The 18,556-nt window shown below is 66.4% G+C and carries 10 protein-coding genes; 5 read left to right on the forward strand and 5 right to left on the reverse strand.

Features of this window, described 5'->3' with window-relative positions; all coding sequences use genetic code 11:
* Positions 1 to 9: 9 nt before the first annotated feature.
* The 4 genes from F3J45_RS01520 to F3J45_RS01535 form a co-directional block, all read right to left on the reverse strand.
* Positions 10 to 4,560: an NEL-type E3 ubiquitin ligase domain-containing protein gene (locus tag F3J45_RS01520; protein ID WP_167056176.1), complete on the reverse strand. Its 4,551-nt coding sequence runs from the start codon at positions 4,558 to 4,560 to the stop codon at positions 10 to 12.
* A gap of 94 nt (positions 4,561 to 4,654) precedes the next feature.
* Complete coding sequence (locus tag F3J45_RS01525; protein WP_167056179.1) at positions 4,655 to 9,190, reverse strand: NEL-type E3 ubiquitin ligase domain-containing protein; 4,536 nt, start codon at positions 9,188 to 9,190, stop codon at positions 4,655 to 4,657.
* A gap of 80 nt (positions 9,191 to 9,270) precedes the next feature.
* Entirely contained in the window at positions 9,271 to 11,631 is a 2,361-nt protein-coding gene (locus tag F3J45_RS01530; RefSeq protein WP_167056182.1) for a DNA polymerase II, read from the reverse strand.
* A gap of 34 nt (positions 11,632 to 11,665) precedes the next feature.
* Positions 11,666 to 12,883 carry an MFS transporter gene (locus F3J45_RS01535; RefSeq protein WP_167056185.1) on the reverse strand — a complete coding sequence of 406 codons (1,218 nt, stop codon included), beginning with the start codon at positions 12,881 to 12,883 and terminating at the stop codon, positions 11,666 to 11,668.
* Positions 12,884 to 13,002: 119 nt separating this feature from the next.
* Between F3J45_RS01535 and F3J45_RS01540 the strand changes: the two genes are divergently transcribed.
* A complete protein-coding gene (locus tag F3J45_RS01540; protein WP_167056188.1) occupies positions 13,003 to 13,899 on the forward strand; it encodes a LysR family transcriptional regulator in 897 nt (298 codons plus the stop codon).
* Here the strand turns inward: F3J45_RS01540 and F3J45_RS01545 are convergent.
* Complete coding sequence (locus F3J45_RS01545) at positions 13,880 to 14,797, reverse strand: LysR substrate-binding domain-containing protein (RefSeq protein WP_167056191.1); 918 nt, start codon at positions 14,795 to 14,797, stop codon at positions 13,880 to 13,882. The genes F3J45_RS01540 and F3J45_RS01545 overlap by 20 nt on opposite strands.
* Positions 14,798 to 14,956: 159 nt before the next feature.
* On the opposite strand from F3J45_RS01545, the gene F3J45_RS01550 reads away from it, so the two are divergent.
* The 4 genes from F3J45_RS01550 (at position 14,957) to F3J45_RS01565 (ending at position 18,339) form a co-directional block, all read left to right on the forward strand.
* Complete coding sequence (locus F3J45_RS01550) at positions 14,957 to 15,739, forward strand: YqcI/YcgG family protein (protein WP_167056194.1); 783 nt, start codon at positions 14,957 to 14,959, stop codon at positions 15,737 to 15,739.
* 2 nt (positions 15,740 to 15,741) lie between these two features.
* Positions 15,742 to 16,368: a LysE family translocator gene (locus F3J45_RS01555; protein WP_167056197.1), complete on the forward strand. Its 627-nt coding sequence runs from the start codon at positions 15,742 to 15,744 to the stop codon at positions 16,366 to 16,368.
* 27 nt (positions 16,369 to 16,395) lie between these two features.
* On the forward strand, positions 16,396 to 17,490 hold the full coding sequence (locus F3J45_RS01560) for a hypothetical protein (protein ID WP_167056200.1): 1,095 nt from the start codon (positions 16,396 to 16,398) through the stop codon (positions 17,488 to 17,490).
* Between the two features lie 156 nt (positions 17,491 to 17,646).
* On the forward strand, positions 17,647 to 18,339 hold the full coding sequence (locus F3J45_RS01565) for a sel1 repeat family protein (RefSeq protein WP_167056202.1): 693 nt from the start codon (positions 17,647 to 17,649) through the stop codon (positions 18,337 to 18,339).
* The last annotated feature ends 217 nt before the right edge of the window (positions 18,340 to 18,556 follow it).

Consider the following 18,556-nt stretch of genomic DNA (forward strand, 5'->3'; position numbering starts at 1 on the left):
ACACCCCGGCTACACCAGCGTGCCTGGCCCTGATGACTGCCCAGCCGCTTCACGCACCAGGGGCAATGTCAGTTCGCCCATCAGGTTGCGCCTGGCCTGCTCGCGCTCGTCGCGAATGCTGTTCATGCGCTGGGCATAGTCGGCTTCATGGCTGTCCTCCACCTCATGGGGCAAGGCTTCGAGGCGTTCGTGAAACGGCCCGTCGAGCGCGTCGAATCGTTCGCGGTTGGCGGCCAGCAAATGCTCTTGCCAGAACGTGCGGGTAACCAGCGAATCGGCCAGGGTTTGCGCCGTTTCGTCGGCCAGCAGGCTGCGCCGCGCCTGGGCGATGCGCCGCTCGTCTACACCTGCGACCGCCGCGAACAGCATGTCGCCAGGTTGCGCCGGCAAATCGAACTCATCGCGCAGGGCGAGCCGGTAGGCAAGCCCGACTTCGACCTGGTCGGGGTCGCCCCCGCCTGCCCGGCGTGCCTGGATATCCGCCACCACCACCTGGTCGAGACGGTCCAGCCGCCACAACTGGCGCCCCAGGCGCAGCAAGGCCGCTTGGCTGTCACCGCGCTGGGCATCGACCCGAGCGCGCCACACCAGCATGTGCAGCTCCAGGTTACTGAAGCACAAGGCCGCACCGTCCTGGCAGTGCAGGGTTTCGGTTGCCTGGCTGAGCAGTTCCTCGGCAAGGCTCGGGTGCTGGACCATCGCGTTCATCATGGCGAACACCCGGTTGCCCAAGGCTTGTGGGCGCTGCTGGAATTCCGCCGACGCCTGCAACAACTGCAGCATGTTGAAGAAATCACCGCTGCCGCGCATGGCGTCCACCTCATCCCAGCTGGCCGACTGTTGGCCACGCTCTGAGTTGGCGGCGGCATCCAGCCACAGCGACCGCGACGCGCTGCTGCCCTCGTCAGGGACCGCAGCCAGCTCGGGGATGGCATTGGCCTGCATGAAGATCTGCAGTCGCTCGGCTTCCTGCGGGGCCAAGGGGTTGTTTTCCAGCATCACCGAGCTGCTGATCCAGATCGGCGAGCGGTAGAAATGCCGAGGCAACTGGCTGATCTGGTTGTCGCGCAGGTCGGCGACCAGCAGTTCGAGGCGGTCCAGCAAGCCGGCAGGAAAGCTGTCGATGCCGGTGCCGCGCAGGTGCAGGCGGCGTAGCCGGTCCAGGCGGTACAGGGGGAACACTCGCCCCAAGGGGTTGTGCGAGAGGTTGAGGTATTCCAGGTGCTCGCAGTTCCCCAGCATCGTGGCCTGCTCGGCATCGAGCACCACGGCGTTGCGGTACAGGTCCAGGCGCGTCAGCCGCGGCATCTGCATCAGCCCAGGGGGCAGGCGGGTCAGGTGATTGTTGGAAAGCTCCAGGGTTTCCAGGTTGGGGAAAGCGCTAAGGAAGTCGGCCGGCAGGCCGGTCAGGTTCATGTCCAGCAGCGACAGTTCGCGCACATGGGCGAAGCTGACCTGGGCCGGCAAGCTGGGCAGGCTGCCCAGGTCTACCGCCCATACGCTCAGGCGATACCCATCGGGCAGGTCGGGATGCAGCGCGCCGCTGCTCGCGCGGCGTTGCCAGCAGTTGGTCAGGGTTTGGCGAAAATAGCGCCGCTCGGCGCGTTGCGCGTCGTTGCTGCTGCGCCGGACCCAGCCGTGCAATTGCGTGTCGAGGGCTTCGAGTTCCCGCGCCAGGCGGGCAACGGTACTCTCCACCGAGCGCCCCGAGTCGTGCACATCATTCACCCACGCCATGACCTGGGCATCATTGAAGCCTGGGTAGAGCATGCGCACCACGGCAAACAGCCCTGCCGGCCGGCCGCGCCGGGTACCGCGGCCACTGAGCGGATAGCCAATACGGCCATCACCCAGGCGCTGTGGCGCCTGCCACCAGCCGGTGGTCGGCGTGTGCAGGGCAAGCAATTGCTCCACCTCGCCGCGGCGCTGCGCCAGGCACTGCTGCAGCCATTGGCGTAACCCAGGGCCGGAGGCCCGGGCAATGCCCAGGCGTTCGCGGCGGGTTTCATCCAGCCCCTGGGCCAGCACCTCGAACAACTCGCCGGGTTCACCCAAGGTACTGCCTTGACGGTCATGCAACTGGAACCTGCCACCCAGGTGCACCAGGTCGAACGCCTCGGCACTTTCTGCCCCACCATGGCTGGCCAGCACCAGCCCCTGCAACGACCCTTCCAGCAAGCGCCAGCGGCGGCCCTCGGCCCAGCCGGGTTGCTGGTTGCCCAGGGCCAGCACCAGGCGCGCCAGGTCGGCCTGCTGCGGGGCCTGCACGACGATGCCCTCCACTGCCCGCGCCACCCGTATGCGCCGCACCATCCGGCGCGCTGCTTCACCCAGGCGCAATGGCACTCTGCCGGTTTCCAGCAGGCGGCGGTCGGCAGCGCTGGCCGAGGCCAGCAGTTCGGCGGCGCCCGGGCCGTGCAGGCTTGGAAACTGCCGGCGCAAGGTGGCCGCGGCTGGCGTATCGGGCAATTGCAGCGCGTCATAGCTCAATTGGAACAGCTGCGGGCGCTGCACCCGGATGTACTCGGCCAGCGAACGCGGGGGCAACCCTGCAGTGCCCTGCAGCGGCTGGGCCCAGTGCTGCAGCAACGTGTCGGTTACCGGCAGGTCGTCGTCCAGCGCCGCGATCACCTGGTCGATGCGCTGATCGAGCAGGGCGCGGGCGACGCTGTCGCTCAGCTCGGCGCCGGGTGCGCGCAAGTTCACATGCAGTGCACGCAGGTGATCCGCATCCAGCCCCAGCGTTAGCAGCACCTGGCCGACGCGCTCGGGTTGCAGTTGTGCAAAGGCCATACCCAGGCGGTTGAACAAGCCCTGTGTGTTCGGCCAGGTGGCCGGCTGTTCGTACCACAGGCGCCAGGCACCGGCGCCGTTGTGGCACAGCTGCGGTGCATGGCCCTGGTGGGCACGCAACTGCCACCGGCCATCGCGGGCGCGCTGGATGACCGGGTAGTGCTCACCGTCCATGGCTACCCAGGCGCGGTCGCCATCACGCAGGATACCCTCCCCGTCCAACTGCGCGGTAGCCGGAGGCGCCTGCCGATAGCCTTCCAGGAGCTGCGTACTGGACAGCCGCACCGTGCCGTCTTCCAAATAGGCCGGCACCAGGCTGTCGACCCACCGCGACCGCGTCCAGCGCCCGCGCGCCAGCGTTACCCCGGCGGCCGTAACGGCCATCAGGGCCAGGTCGCTGGCAACGTTGAGCAGGTGCTCCAGCGCTTCGCTGCTGTCCCCTTCGCGCCACGCTTTCGCCCCGTGATACACCTCCCCCAGCAGCTCGACCGCCGACACCGTCAACAACGCTACGCCCAACAGCGGCACGAAGAACCCGGCGACGTTGAGCAACCCCCAGCCCTCGGCAGCCAGGCGCTGGTCGTGCAGCCGCTGCACCTCACGGTCCACGCTGGCGGTTGGCACGGCAAGCATGGCCGCGTCATCCTTGATCTGTTCGATGCGGGCCTCGGCCAGCCGGGTGAACAAGGGCTGTGCGTAGTCACTCATATGCTCGTCGAGGGCGATGTTGGCAAGGTCCGAAACGCCGGCATAACCGCCCTGCACGGCGGCGAAGAAGGCCTGGCTATCGCGCCGCCGGATGAAGCGGTTGAAAAAGCGCTGGTAACTTGGGGTACGCAGCCGCTTGCCCAACGCATTGGCAAAGTGGCGCAGGTCCGGGTAGGCATGCCAGGCGCCCTGGGCATCGCCTGGAATGTACACCAGCACCCGCGCGCTGGTGGTACGCAGCACGCCCTGCTCCTGCACATCCAGCACGACGACCTGCTGCAGTTCCACGCCGAGCAGCTTCAGCCGCCTGGCGATCACGGGGCGGTTGCCCAGCTGCAGTGGCTGATGCAACAGGCATAGGCGCGAGATCATCTGCAGTTCGCTATCGTTCAGCACGCCCTTGAGCCCGGCCACATGAGCATCGGCCAACATGCTGTAGCGGTAGGCGCGGGCCATCAACGAGGCGGGGTTGGCGCTGTCGTCCGGCCGGCCTTCGGCGGGCCGAAGATGATCGTCCAGGTGGCGTTGGTAGGCAGCGCCCAGGTCCAGCGTGCGGCACAGGGTAGCGAAATGCGCGGCCGTCAGCGGTTTGGCCAGTGGCACCCGCGCATTCATCAGGCGGTTGCCCTTGGGTTGGCCGCCATCCAGGGTTTCAGCTTCGGTGAAATTGCGCAGTGCCACTTCCAGAAGCGGGACTTGCCGGTAGACCACTTCCGTCAGGTGTGCCCCCACCGGCTGGCTGTTGATCAGCGGCTGGCGCTGCCCGGCCAGCAACGCCCAGTGCTGGCTGTCGAACGGCTCACCTTGTTGCTCGGCCAGGGCCTGCTCCAGCCTGGCCCTAGCAAACCGGTCGAGCCCCTGAATGCCTGCCAGTAACGCGTTGACCCTTTCGCGAAAATACTGGCTCAGCTTCAGCGCATCGACCAAGGCTGAGAGCTGCCCAGGGTTGGCCGCGCGCAACCAGGCGGGCAGGCGGTTTTCGATCAGTTGGTCCTGAAAGGCTTGTTCAAGGGTGGGTAGGTCGGCGGGTTGCAGTGCTGCGGGGAGGAAGGTGCGCATGCGGCGTCTCCACTGAGTAAGGGAAGCCGCCAGCTTAGAAACAGGCCTGGGCGGGTGGAGGCTAGATAGCTAACACCCGCCCAGGAGCCAGGCCTCAGCGCACCATCACCTGAGTTTGCTCGGCGTTGATCGACAGCGCATCGAGGGTCATCTGCACCATCAATGCATGCTCGGCCAACTGGCGCTCGCCCGCCACCCGGTTGATCTGCGCCAGCCGCTCGCCCTCGGGCAATTGCTGATCTTCCTGCAGCGCTTCCAGGCGCTCATGGAACGGCCCGTTCAGCGCCTCGAAGCGCCCCGGCTGGGTGTGGCTCAGGTAGTTTCGCCAGAAGTCACGCTGCACCAATGCCTGGGCCAGGCGTTCATCCGTTTCAGCGTCGAGCACCTGCGCCCGCGCCTGGGCCGCACGGGATGCGGTCACCCCGGAAACGCCGCGATACAGCATCGCCTGGGTGTGCAGCGGCAGGTCGAGGTCGGTGCGCAGGGCAACCCGGTAGGCCAGCATCACTTCGACCTGGTCCGGGTCGCCACCAGCCTCTGTGCGCCTCTGGATGTCCTGCAGGGCAATACGGTCGACCTCCTCCAGCCGCCACAACTGGCGCCCCAGGCGCAGCAAGGCCTGCTCGCGGCGGCCGGGGGTAGCCCCCTGCTCGGCGCGCCACACCCGCACCTGCAGTTCCAGGTCGCCGAAGCGCAGCGCCACGCTGTCCTGGCAGGTCAGCTGATGGGCGCTGTCGAACAGCGAGCGGCGCAGCGCGGTGTCTTCATGCATGGCCTGGAGCATGTCGAACACCCGCCTGGCCAGCGCCATGGCCCCCCGCGGCTGGCGAAACTCCGCCGTATTGCGCAGCCCGCCGATGAGGTCGAAGAAAGCCTCGGAGCCGGGTTCACCCTCCAGTTCATCCCAATAGGCGCCAAGCTCGACGCGCCCGTGCAGGCCGATCATGTCCATCCAGCGCAACCGTTCGGGCACGCCTGCCGCGCTGCTGCCAGCCTCGGGGTGATAGACCTGCAGCGCCGTTCGCAGCAGCTGGGCCTCTTCCGGGGTCAGGGGGTTGCCGCGCACTTGCACATGCCCCTCGACCCACAGACGCGATGCGTAAAAATCAGCCGGCACCGCGGTGATCAGGTTGTTGCGCACATCCAGCCTGCGCAACGCGGCATGTTCCGTCACCCCGTGGGGAAACCCGTCGAGCTGGCAGTTGGCCAGGTGCAGGTCCTGCAGGCGCGGCAGCGCGCTGACGGAAAAACCCCGGCCCAGCGGGTTGAACGCCAGGTTCAAGTAGGTGAGGTTTTCACAGCTGGCGAGTATGGTCGACTGGCTGGCGTCCAGGTTGATCAGGTTGTTGGCCAGGTCCAGGCACTCCAGGTGCTGCATCTGCATCAGTGGCTGGGGGATGCGCGTCAGTCGATTGTCCGGCATTTCCAGAATCCGCACATTGGAAAACGCACGCAGGAAGCTGTCGGGAATGGTATCGATACCGGTACTGCGCAGTGACATCACGAACACATGGTCGAAATTCACGTTGGTTGGCAACTCCGGCAGCGCACCTGGGCGGGCCCCGTAGAGGCTCCAGCGGTAATCGGCATTGAACACCGAGGCATGGGTAGTGCCATCGGTACGGCGCTGCCAGCAGCTGCGCATGGCCTCGCGGAAAAAGCGCCGGCTCTCGCGTTCGGCGTCGTCACTGGCGCGGCGCACCCAAGCATTGAGCCGGTCGTTCAACGCCTGGAACTGGCGCTCCAGGCGTGCCAGTTCCTGGGCGACACTCTGCCCCGAGCCACTGGTGTACTCCAGCCACGCCAGCATCTGATCATCGGTGAAGCTCGGGTACAGGTCGCGCAGCCGCGCCAATGCCGAGCGTGGCAGCAGCCTGCCCCAGGCGCGGCCTGGGCCCCTGCCGCTGAGCGGGTAGCCCAGCCGGCCATCGGCCAGGCGCAGCGGGGGGCGCAGCAGGCCGCTGCTCACGGCGGGGTGCAGCAGTTGCTCCACTTCGGCGGGGCGCGCCTGCACCTCACGGGCAATGGCTGCCCGCAGGCTGGCGGCGAACGGCGTGCCCAGGTTCATGGCCGCGCGCTGCTGGGCGTCATAAGCCTGGCTCAACACGTCGAACAGTTCACCCGGTGCGCCAACGGCCTGGCCGTGCGCGTCCATCAGCTGGTAGGCGTACTGCACGTGCACCAGGTCGAATGCAACGCCATCGCCCGTCGTCGAGGCCAACAGCGGCCCATGCAGGCTGCCATCAAATACACGCAAGGCGGGCGCCCCGGCAGGCTCACCCAGGTGCTCAAGCATGCCTAGCACCAGGCGCGCGTGGTCGGCGTTTTGCGGAACGTCAAGGTAGAAGGCCTCACGGGCACGCACAATGCGGGTACGCTGCACACTGGCCCTGGCAGCCTCGGACAGGCGCAGCGACACCCGGCCATCGTCCAGCAGCCGTTGCCGGTCGGTTGCACTGGCAGCCTCCAGCACGGCCTGGGCCCCCAGCCGGTGCAGGCCGGGGAACACCCGGCGCAAGGCCGCGGTGCCCGGTGTATCAGTGTCCTGAACTACCTCGTAGAGGCGTTGGAACAATAGCCGCCGTTGCAGCAGTACCTGCTCGGCCATCGGCTCACCTGCCAGCGCCGATGCCCCCGGCAAACGCCGGGCATAGGCCAACACCGTGGGGTCATTGCCCGCCTCGCCCCGCCTCAGCCGGCCGGCCAGCTGTTCGATACGGCTCATCAGGCGCACCCGCAGCAGGCTGTCGAGCAGGCCGGCATCAGGCGCCCGGCCATACACGTGCAAGGCCCGCAGTTGGTCGGCTGCCAGGTCGTGGGCCTGCATCAGCTGGTCGATGCGCCCGTCGTCCAGCTCGGCAAACTGCCCACCCAGCCGGCGGAACATGCGCCGGGGGTCGTCCCACTCGGCCGGCTGCTCGCTCCATACCCGCCAGGCTCCAGCCCCATTGTGGCGCAGCAACGGCCCGTGGCCGGCAAGCGGGTTCAGTTGCCATTGCCGGTCACTGCGTTGCCTGACGGGGTAGTAATGCCCGTCCATCTCGACCCAGGCCTGCTCGCCCAGGCGGTGAACACCCAGCGCGTCGCGGCTGGCTTCCCGGGGTGGCGGGGCCACGCGAAAGGGCGTGATGTCACCATCCCACAACTGTTCACCGCCCCGCTCCAGGCGCGCCGGCACCAGGCTGTCCACTGCCCATGCGCGGGCCCAGGCACGCTGCGCGACCACCAGGCCTGTGGCGGTAGCGGCAATGATCGCGGTGTCCTTGGCGACATTGCCCAGATGCGCCAGCGCCTCTCGGCTGGCGCCCTCATGCCAGGCGTCCAGTGCGCGGAAGGTCTCCTTGAGCAACTGCCATGCCGTCACCGCCAGCAAAAGGGTGCCCAGCGCCGGCACGAACAGGCTGGCCATGCCCAGCAACGCCCAGCCCTCGGCTTCCAGGCGCTGCTCATGCTGGGCCTGCACGGCACGGTCGAGGCTGGCCACGGGCATGATGAGGGTCGCGCCGTCATCTTTGATCTGCGCAATGCGCGCCGCCGCCAAGTGCTCGAACAAGGGCTCGGGGTAGTCACGCAGGGTTTCGCCCAGGTCGATGTTGGCCCAGATGGGCAGGTCGTGATAACCGGCGATCACCTGGGAGAAGAAGGCCTGGCTGTCACGCCTGCGCACGAAGCGGCTGAAAAAGCGCTGGTAGGCGGGCTCTCGCAGGCGCTGGCCAAGGATGCTGCGCACAAAGCGCAGCACATTGTCGAACGCATGCCAGGGCCCCTGCGGGTCGCCCGGGATGTACACCAGCACGCGCCGGGATGAGGTATATACCGGGGCGAAGGCTTCGTCGCGAACGTCCAGCACCAGGATTTGCTGCAGCTCGCACCCCAACAGGTGCAACTGCCGGGGCACCACGCGGTCCCCTCCAAGGTGCCCTGGCCGGCCATCGTGGCACAGGTCGATCACCACTTGCAGCTCCGCCTCGCTCAGCACCTGCTCGTGCCGCGCCTTGAACGCATCCACCAGCATGCTGCTGCGTGCAAGGTTACCCAGCAACGCCTTGACCCTGCCTGGCGCCGCAGCCGGCTGCAGCACCTGGGCCAGGTGCTGCTGGTAGCGCTGGCCAAGGTCCAGTTCGCGGCACAATCCGGCGAACGCCCTGGCCTCGATGCCCGGCACCTTGGCACCCTGTGCATCGCGCAAGCCGGCATGCACCGGCAGGCCACCCACTTCGGCCTGGGCACTCGTGAAGTTGCGCAGCGTGGCTTCCAGCAGCGGCACCTGGTAGTAGACGTCCTCGGTCAACGGCACGCGGATCGGCGCGTGGGTGGCCAACGGCTTTTGGTAGGCGTCACGAAACCACAATTGGGTGAGCGGTTGCCTGACCTTGAAACGCTCGGCCAGCACCGGTTGCAGCCTGTGCTCGACAAAGCGTTCGAGCGGTTCGATGCCTGCCAGTTCGGCCTGCAGGCGTTGCCGGGCATCGATGCTCTGCTGCAAGGCAGCATTGAGCACATCAATGCGCGCCGGGCGCCAGGCATGTACCCAGGGTGGCAGGCGCTGGGCCAGCAGGTGGTCCTGGTAAGCCTGTTCCAGGGCGCGGCTGCCCGCGTTGCTGATCGGTGAATCGGGTTGCGCTTGCATGGTTACTGCCTCGGCTCAGCCAAAAGCGCGAAGCTAGGCGGCTGGCGGGGGCACTGGCAGGTAACCGGTTAACACCTGGGTCAGAACAACAGCAGTTGGCGGTCGACCAGGGCGCTGAAGTCGTCGCCGACAAAGGGCAGAATCGCATCGGCAATGGGTTTGAGCTGGCGCTCCAGGTAGTGCTCATAGTCTACCGGCGAAGGGTGGTGCTCCAGCGGCTCGGGGCCTGCCGTGGTCATCAGGTAGCTGATCCAGCCACCGCGCTGGTACTGGCGCGGGCGGCCAAGCAGGTCGTTGTGCTCGTCGGCCAGCCGGGCGGCGCGCACATGGGGCGGCACGTTGCGCTGGTAGTCGGCCAGTGGCCGGCGCAGGCGCTTGCGGTACACCAGCAACTCGTCCAGTTCACCGGCCAGGGTCTGGCGCACGTATTCGCACAGCTGGTCACGGTATGGCTGGCCACGGAAAATCCGCCCGTACAGCTCCTGCTGGAACCGCCGGGCCAGCGGCGACCAGTCGGTGCGCACCGATTCCAGGCCCTTGTACACCATGTCTTCGCTGCCATCGGCACGCTGCACCAGGCCGGCGTAGCGCTTTTTGCTGCCCTCGTCGGTACCGCGGATCGTCGGCATCAGGAAGCGCCGGTAGTGCACCTCGAACTGCAACTCCAGGGCACTGTCCAGGCCCAGGGTGGTGCGCAGGTGCTCGCGCCACCACTGGTTGACCTGCGCCACCAGCTCACGGCCGATACGCGCCGCCGCGTCCTCTTCATGGCGGCCCTTGAGCCAGACGAAGGTGGAGTCGGTGTCGCCGTAGATCACCTGGTACCCCTGGGCCTCGATCAGCGCGCGGGTCTGGCGCATGATCTGGTGGCCGCGCATGGTGATCGACGAGGCCAGCCGTGGGTCGAAGAAGCGGCAGCCACTGGAGCCGAGCACGCCGTAGAAGGCGTTCATGATGATCTTCAGCGCTTGCGACAAGGCCGCGTTACCTGCGCGCTTGGCTGCCTCGCGGCCTTGCCACACGCGCTCAACGATGGCCGGCAGGCAATGCTGGGTGCGCGAGAAACGCCCGCCACGAAAACCCTCCACCGAGTGCTCGTCATCGGCCAGGCGCAGGCCTTCGACCAGGCCGACCGGGTCGATCAGGAAGGTGCGGATGATCGAGGGGTACAGGCTTTTGTAGTCGAGCACCAGCACCGAGTCGTACAGGCCTGGGCGCGAATCCATGACGAAGCCTCCGGGGCTGGCCTCCTCCGGGCGGCTGCCGAGGGTGGGGGCGACAAAGCCCAGGCGGTGCATGTGCGGTATGTACAGGTGGCAGAACGCGGCGACCGAACCGCCACTGCGGTCCACGGCAAGGCCGGTGACCGACGACCGCTCCAGCAGGAAGTCGAGCAGGCGGGTGTGGGCGAAAATGCGCGTGACCAGCTCGCAGTCCTTGAGGTTGTAGCGTGCAAGCGCCGGTTTGTCCTCGGCGAAGCGGCGGTTGATCTCGTCCATGCGCTGGTACGGGGTATCGATGGCCTTGCCTTCGCCGAGCAGGGTTTGGGCGACGTTCTCCAGGCTGAACGAGGGGAAGCTCCAGGTGGCCGAACGCAACGCCTCGATGCCATCGATCAACAACCGCCCCGGGGCATCGGCGAACACATGGCCGCCCCCGGCATGGCTGCGCAGAGTCATGGGCGCGGCGTTGCGCCCCAAGGCCAACGGCACCTGCAGCGCCTTGGCGTGTTCGTGCAGCAGGCGCAGGTCGAACTGGATCAGGTTCCAGCCGATGATTGCATCCGGATCGTGCTCGGCCATCCACTGGTTCAGGCACGCCAATAGCTCGCCACGGTCGGCGCAGTACTGCAGGTCGAAGTCCACGCCGCTGGCCTCGCCATTGGCCGGCCCAAGCATGTACACCTGGCGCTGGCCGCAGCCTTCCAGGGCGATGCTGTACAGCTCGCCGCGTTCGCTGGTTTCGATGTCGAGCGACACCAGGCGCAGGGCCGGGCGGTAATCCGGCAGCGGCTTGAGCTGCGCATCGCAGTAAACGCCCTGGGCATCCAGGCGGCCGGTGAACTGCACGGGTGCGGTGATGAAGCGCTCCATCAGGTAGCGCTCGGGGGGGCGGATATCGGCCTCGAAGACGTCGATGCCGGCACTGCGCAGGCGTTGCTCCAGCTGCATCAACTGGCGGTGCTGGCGGGTGTACAGCCCGATCATCGGGCGCTGGTCGAAGTCCTTCAGTTGCAGGGGCTTGAGCTGCGCGCCCTGCTCCTTGGCCAGCAGCACCCGGGCATGCTCGGCCTGGGCCAGGGGAATGAAGGCCACCGATTCCTGCGGCGCCAGGCGCAACAAGCGTGGCCCGGCGTCGGTGGCCAGCCAGAATTCCACGCAGGTGCCTTCGGCCGTGTCGTGCCAATGCCGGGTCAGGACGAAGCCCTGCTGCAACTCCACCGCGTTCACCTCTGCTGAAAAAGGGGATTCTACGCTAGGTGGGGGGCGTGGTGTGGGTCAAGAGGTCCGACGATAGGGGTGGGTTGCCTGTGAGATCGAGCGCCGCCCAAGCCACCCCCCAGGCCACCACAATCAACCCCAGCACCACCGCCCCAAACGCCCCAACCCCCACGCCAGCCAGCAGCAACCCGCCCACGATGCCACCCAGGGCAATGGCGCTGTTCCACACCGTCACCAGCATCGACTGCGCCACATCGCCGCCCTCACCCGCCGCATCGGCGCAAGCGGTTTGCAGCAAGGTCGGTGCGCCACCATAGGTCAGCCCCCACAGCATCACGCTCAGGTACATCGCCCACGGCGAGGCCTGCCCCAACAGCCAAGTGGCCAGGGCAAACCCTGCCAGGCTCAGCAGCACCAGCATGCGCAGGTAACGGTCGACCAGCAGCCCCACCAAGGCGATGCCGGCCAGCGCCGCAAGGCCGAACAGCATCAGCACCTGGCCGATTTCAGCGGCCATGCCCGCCCCCGCCAGCAGCGGCACGATGTAGGTGTAGAGCACGTTGTGCGCCAGCACCCAGGCCAGTATCACCAGCAGCACCAGCGCCACCCCGGGCGTGCGCAGCACCTGCCAGGCGGCCGGGCGCTTGCCGCTTGCCTGGCCGGGGTAATCCGGCACCGCGCGCAATACCCAGGCCACCAGCAGCACCGCCACCAAGGTGACCACGGCAAAGGTGGCCCGCCACCCGAGCCCGGCGCCCAGCCAGGTGGCGATCGGCAGGCCCAGCGACAGCGCGATGGGCTGGCCGAGCATGGCCACGGCCATCGCCCGCCCTTGCAGCGCCGCCGGCACCATGCGCCGGGCGTGCCCGGCGATCAGGCCCCAGGTAAGCCCGGCGGCGGCGCCGGTGAAAAAGCGCAGCACCAGGGTCAGGCCGTTGGAGGGCGACACGGCGGTCAGGCCGTTGAACAGCACAAAGCCGATGATCGCCAGCAACAGCGCCCGGCGCCGGCTCCAACCTTGGGTCAGGGTTACCAGCGGGATGGCGGTGAGCAGCGAGCCCAAGGCATAGGCCGTGACCCACTGCCCGGCCATGGCCTGGCTGATCTGCATGCCGTCGGCGATCTGGTCGAGCAGGCCAGCCGGCAGGGTTTCGCTGAGAATGGCGATGAAGCCGGTCATCGCCAGCGCCAATAGCCCGCTCAGGGGCAGGCGCTCGGTGCGGCTCACAGAAGCGGTTGAGGTGTGTGACATGGCGGGTTGCCTTGTGCTGATGATCGAGGCCGACAGTCTGCAAGTTGACGGTATTGCGGAAAAAGGCGGTTACAATGCCGCTCACCTCGGACACCGATGTCCGTAATCAGGAGCACGTCATGGACAGCCTCAGCGGCTTCGTGGTTTTCAACCGGGTTGCCGAAACCCGCAGCTTCGTCGCCGCCGGCCAGTCGCTCGGCATCAGCGCTTCGGCGGTGGGCAAGCGCGTGGCCCGGTTGGAAAGCCGCCTGGGCGTGCGCCTGTTCCATCGCAGCACCCGCAGCATCACTCTCACCGCCGAGGGCACGCTGTTTCTCGAACGCAGCCGGCGCATCCTGGCCGAGATCGAGGCCACCGAACAGGCCCTGTCCCAGGCCAGCGAAACGCCCCGCGGCCGCCTGCGCGTCAGCCTGCCCCAGGTGACGGGGCTGGTGATGCCGGCCTTGGCCGAGTTCATGGAACGCTACCCGGAAGTGGAACTGGACCTGGAGTTCACCGACCGCGTGGTCGATATCGTCGGTGAAGGTTTCGATGTGGTGATGCGTGGCGGGCAACCGCTGGACTCACGGCTCAACGCCAAGTTCCTCGGGCATTTCCAGCATTGCCTGGTGGCCTCGCCGGAGTACCTGCGCACGCGCGGCACCCCACAGCACCCGCGCGAGCTTGGCGCGCACAGCTGCCTGCACTACCGCTTTCCCAGCAACGGCAAGCTGGAAATCTGGCCGCTGCGCCAGGAGCACCCGGAACAGGGCTACGACATCCCTATCTCGATGGTGTGCAACCACGTCGAGACGCGCATCTGCTTTGCCCTGAACCATCGCGGCATCACCTGCCTGCCGGATTTCAGCGTGCGCCGCGAACTGGCCGCCGGCACCCTGGTCAGCGTACTCGACAGCTTCATCGAACGGCGCGGCAGCTTCTACCTGCTGTGGCCGTCGGGGCGCCATATGCCGCCAAAGCTACGGGTGTTCATCGACTTCATGCTGGAACGGGTGTTCAGCCGTACAGGTAGTTGATGTCCTTGTAGGCCAGCGGCGGCACCTGGCTGAGCAGGAACTCGCGCAGCTTGTGCATCTGCCGCGCCTTGGGGCTGCTCTTGAGCCAGGTCATGTAGTAGCCGTCGCCGGTCGACACCGCATGCTTGAACGGCAGCACCAGGCGCCCGGCCCCCAGGTCGGTGCTGGCCAGCACCAGGTCAACCACCGAGATACCCAGGCCCTGCTGGGCCGCCGAGATGCCTTGGTCGAGGGTGTCGAACACCTGGCCCTGGTCGATGCTGATGTCCAGCGCGTCCATGCGGGCCAGCCAGCGCCGCCAGTCGCGCCGGTCCGGTGAGGGGTGCAGGAATTCGCACTGGCGCAGGTCGGCCAGTTGCGGTTGCGGGGCCATGTAGTCCGGGTGGCACACCGGGATCAGCCATTCATCGAACAGCTTGACGCTTTCGACATCGGCCGGGAAACGGCCGTTGGCCAGCAGGATGGCGCAGTCGTAAGGCTCGGAATAGAAGTCCACCGTGTCGATGTCCATCCACACGCTGGACAGCTGCACGCTGCAGTTGTCGTCGACCTTCTTGAAGCCATCCAGTGCCCGCAGCAGCCAACGCACGGTGAGCGTCGACGGGGCTTTCAGGCGCAGGCCGTAGCGGTCCTGGCGCAACAGCGCGCAGGCGTTCTCGATGATCTTGAAGCCGACCTTCAGTTCCTGGGCCAGCAGGCGGCCGTGCTCGGTGAGGCTCAACTTCGGGCCGCGACGCTCGAACAGGTCGCAGCCAAACATCGATTCCAACGTCTTGATGTGGTGGCTGACCGCACCCTGGGTCAAGGCCAGCTCTTCGGCCGCGCGGGTGAACGACCCGTAGCGCGAGGCCACCTCGAAGGCACGCAGTGCGTGCAGCGCCTGAATCCGTTCCGACATGATGCCCTCGAAGCATGAGTGAGACTAATAGTAGGTCATAGTTCCACACGTTTTACAACGCGAAGTACGTCTCAGAAAATGCTGCAAAACAATAAAGATAACTGAAAACCTGCCTGCATATGCCTGGAAACTACTTTCAATTTACTGCCTGGGGAAATCATGTTTACGGGTTATGGAAACTGCTATCGCCTGGATGCGCTAGAGCTCGCCGCCGAACATGTGCGCAACACGCAACACTGGACGCACAAAACCATACAGCATTTTCGCCAAACGCTCGCCAACCCGGACTTCCCGTGCCTGTTCGGGCGCAAGGCGGTCGCCGGGCAAACCTGCCACATCCTCTTCGCCCGCGCCGAACAACTGGCCGATGACATCGCCCGGGGCCTGACCGACTACATCGGCATCATCACCCCCATTCCTGCCAAGCAACGCATCGCCAGCCCGTTGGTGGTGTTTCTGGAAACGGCCGCCGATTGCACCCTGGCCGAGCAACAGGCACTGGCCTGGAAGGTGCTGCGCGGCGTGCACGCGCGCGACCCGCAACCCTGGCCGCAGGCCATTCCGACCGACCCGCACGACAACGGCTGGTCGTTCTGCTATGCCGGCATGCCCCTGTTCATCAACATGAACTTCCCCGGCCACGAACGGATGAAAAGCCGCAACCTGGGGCCACACATCACCTTCGTCATCAACCCGCGGGAAAACTTCGACGAAGTGGCCAACGCCGCCACCGAAAGCGGGCAGCGCATTCGCGCCCGTATTCGCGAGCGCGTGCGCCATTACAACGACGGGGTCATGCCCGACACCCTGGGTTTCTTTGGCCAGGACGACAACTTCGAATGGAAGCAATACCAACTGCAGGAAGCAGGTTCGCTCAATCCATCGCGCTGCCCCTTTCATGCGCATGCCCATGCAACACCTGACACACTGATCGAGAACTGACCGTGAATACCGCACTGACACTGACCTACGCCCTCACCGTCCTGCTGCTGATCGCCACTCCAGGCCCAGTAGTGGCACTGATCGTCAACACCGCCGCCGCCTCTGGCTCACGCAAGGCCATGTTCACGGCCGTCGGCACCAACTGGGCATCGCTGGTGCTGATCGGCGCCGCCGCCTGGGTCATCCTGACCAGCGCTGCCATCGACAAGGCCTGGCTCAGCGGCATGAGCCTGCTGGGCTGCCTGTTCATCGGCTACATCGCCGTCGGCACCCTGCGCGAAAACCTGCAGGCGCCGCCTGCCGAGGACTTGGCGCAAGCGCCCAAGGCTGGCCGCGGGGGCCTGTGGCAAGGCTTCATGGTGGGCATCTCCAACCCCAAGGACATCATCTTCTTCATTGCCTTCTTCCCGCAGTTCATCCAGGTGACCGAATCGTTCGGCAAAAGCATGGTGGTGTTGTCGCTGCTGTGGGTGCTGATCGATTTTGCCGTGCTCAGCCTGTACATCTTCGCCATCGGCAAGATCACTTCGGCGCGCAGCAACCGCCTGATCTCCCTGGCTTCGGGTGTTGCCCTGCTGCTGATCGCCGCCGGCGGGCTGGCCTACAACCTCAAGGAACTGGCGGGCTGACTGCCCTTTGCCAGATCAGGAGCGCCGATGACACCGTCTGCCACAGCCCCGCAGGTTCCGGGCCGCCCGTTGCCGCTGCAGGCCGATTACCAGCGCTTCCTGCAACTGGGCCAGCGCCGCGCCCCGCATACCCTGCATGTGCATGAAAGTGGCTATCGCTCCGGCACCATCAATACCGACGCCCTTGGCCTGCGTTACAGCCATTGCGCCGGCAAGCGCTTTTCGGCCAGCGAGCGCGGTGGCGCCGCGCGGGTCAACCTGTTGGTCGGCGGCTCGACCGCGCTGGGCATCGGCGCCAGTTGCGATGAGCACAGCGTGGCCTCGCACCTGTCGGCGCTGACCGGGGAAGTGTGGTTGAGCCTGGCGGGCTGTGGGCTCAATGCCAGCCAGGAACTGTTGCTGTTTCTCACCCACCAGCACCGTTTGGGCGAGGTTGGCCACGTGGTGCTGCTCAGCGGCCTGAACACCCTGGCCCACGAAGCCTTGGGCGAAGTGCTGGCTGGCCCGCCTGATCCGCAGCAGGCCAGGGCCTATCAGGCCTACCTCAACAGTTTCAACGAAGGCATGCCGGCACTCGGGCCGGCGCCACGGCCATCGCTCTGGCAGCGCCTGGGCCAGGCCTTGGCCCCGCGCCGGCCGCCACCGGCCCCAGCCTGGCAACTGTCGGCCCCGGAAAAGCGCCTGGTCCGCGCAGCAGACAACATTGGCCGCACCTTGCGGCAATGGGAGCGCTTGCTGGCTGACAGCCATGCCACCCTGACGTTCATCCTGCAACCGCTGCTGCCCTGGTGCCGTGAAACCCTGCCGGCCGGGGAACAGGCCATGCTCGCCGCCCTTGAGCAACAACCCAGCAATTTCGACCGCCTGCTCGAAGGCGCGTTCGACAGCCAGCTGCACATGGCCTTCTTCCGCCGCATCAAGCACCAGGCCGACCCGGTGCCCTGCTACGACATGAACAGCATGCTGAGCAGTTCGCCGGTTTTTGCCAGCGACCTGTTCATCGACCGCTTGCACCTCAACGATCTGGGCAACAATGCCCTGGCCAAGGTCATCACGGCCAAGCTGGGCCTGGCCCAGGACAAATACGGCCAGCGCCGGGTCACCCCGATCAAGCTCGTCTGACAGTTCTTCCCTGGGGTATCGGCAAGCCATTACCCTTCGCTAGAATAGGCCGTCTTTCCGATTCGCCTGAGGCGTACGTGCAGTTGTGATGAATAACCCAGCCGTCCCCCCGAGCTTGACTGCCTGCCAATGCGGCTCATTGTGCGAGGCCCAGCCGTGAGCCGCGCCGCACTGTTGCCCGCGCTGTTCATCTGGCTAGCGCCAATTGCCGCCCAGGCACTGGAAGTGCGCATCGACCCACATGCCGACCTGCTCTACCGCCAGGCCCTGCCGCTGCTGGAACAGGCCGACAACCAGGACGACAGCAATGTGCTGCGCACCTCCTTGGGCAACGACCCGGAACTCAACCGCCAGGGCCAGGCCATGGCCCGCACCCTGCCAAGCGCGGTGGCCTTGCTGAAGAAATCGGTGGAACTCGGCCACCCGGTCGCCCAGTATCGCCTGGCGCTGTACTACACCACCTACTTGCCAGTGGCACAGATTGCCGATGCCGCCTGCCCGTTGCTGGAGGCAAGCCTGAAGCAGGGCTTTGCCCCGCCCGCCACGGCAATCGCCACCTGGTGTAAGCCCTACAATGCCAGCCCGGCCTACCGGCAGGCCCTGGAGGCGATCCCGAGCATGGCCACGCTGTATGCCGCGTATTACCCGCAACCCGCTGCCCGCTTGTCCTGCAACCGCAGCCAGCCACAGGGCCTGGAGATGCAATGGGGCCGTCAGCGCGATTACCAGGCCGAAGTGTACCGGCTGCTGGGCGATCTCGACCCACAGCACCGCCAGTCATTGCTGCAGAAGGCTGTCGACATCAATGGCTGCGAGTCAGCGCAGCAGCGCTTGACCAGCCAGCGCTGATGGCCCGCAAATCGCAACTACCTGACTTAACGGAACCTGTAGGAGCGGGCTTGACCCGCGAAGCAGGCACCGCGGTGCATGGCACCGGCTAAGCCGGTGTTCGCGGGGCAAGCCCGCTCCTACAAAGGATTGCGGCGCGCCTGCTGGCAATGTTCCCAGCCTGCAGGGCGACAAACCAGCAAGATCGTTCAAGCCATCTGCCCCACCCCTCTGGCAT

Source organism: Pantoea sp. Ap-967, from assembly GCF_011752565.1.
Taxonomy (GTDB): Bacteria; Pseudomonadota; Gammaproteobacteria; order Pseudomonadales; family Pseudomonadaceae; genus Aquipseudomonas.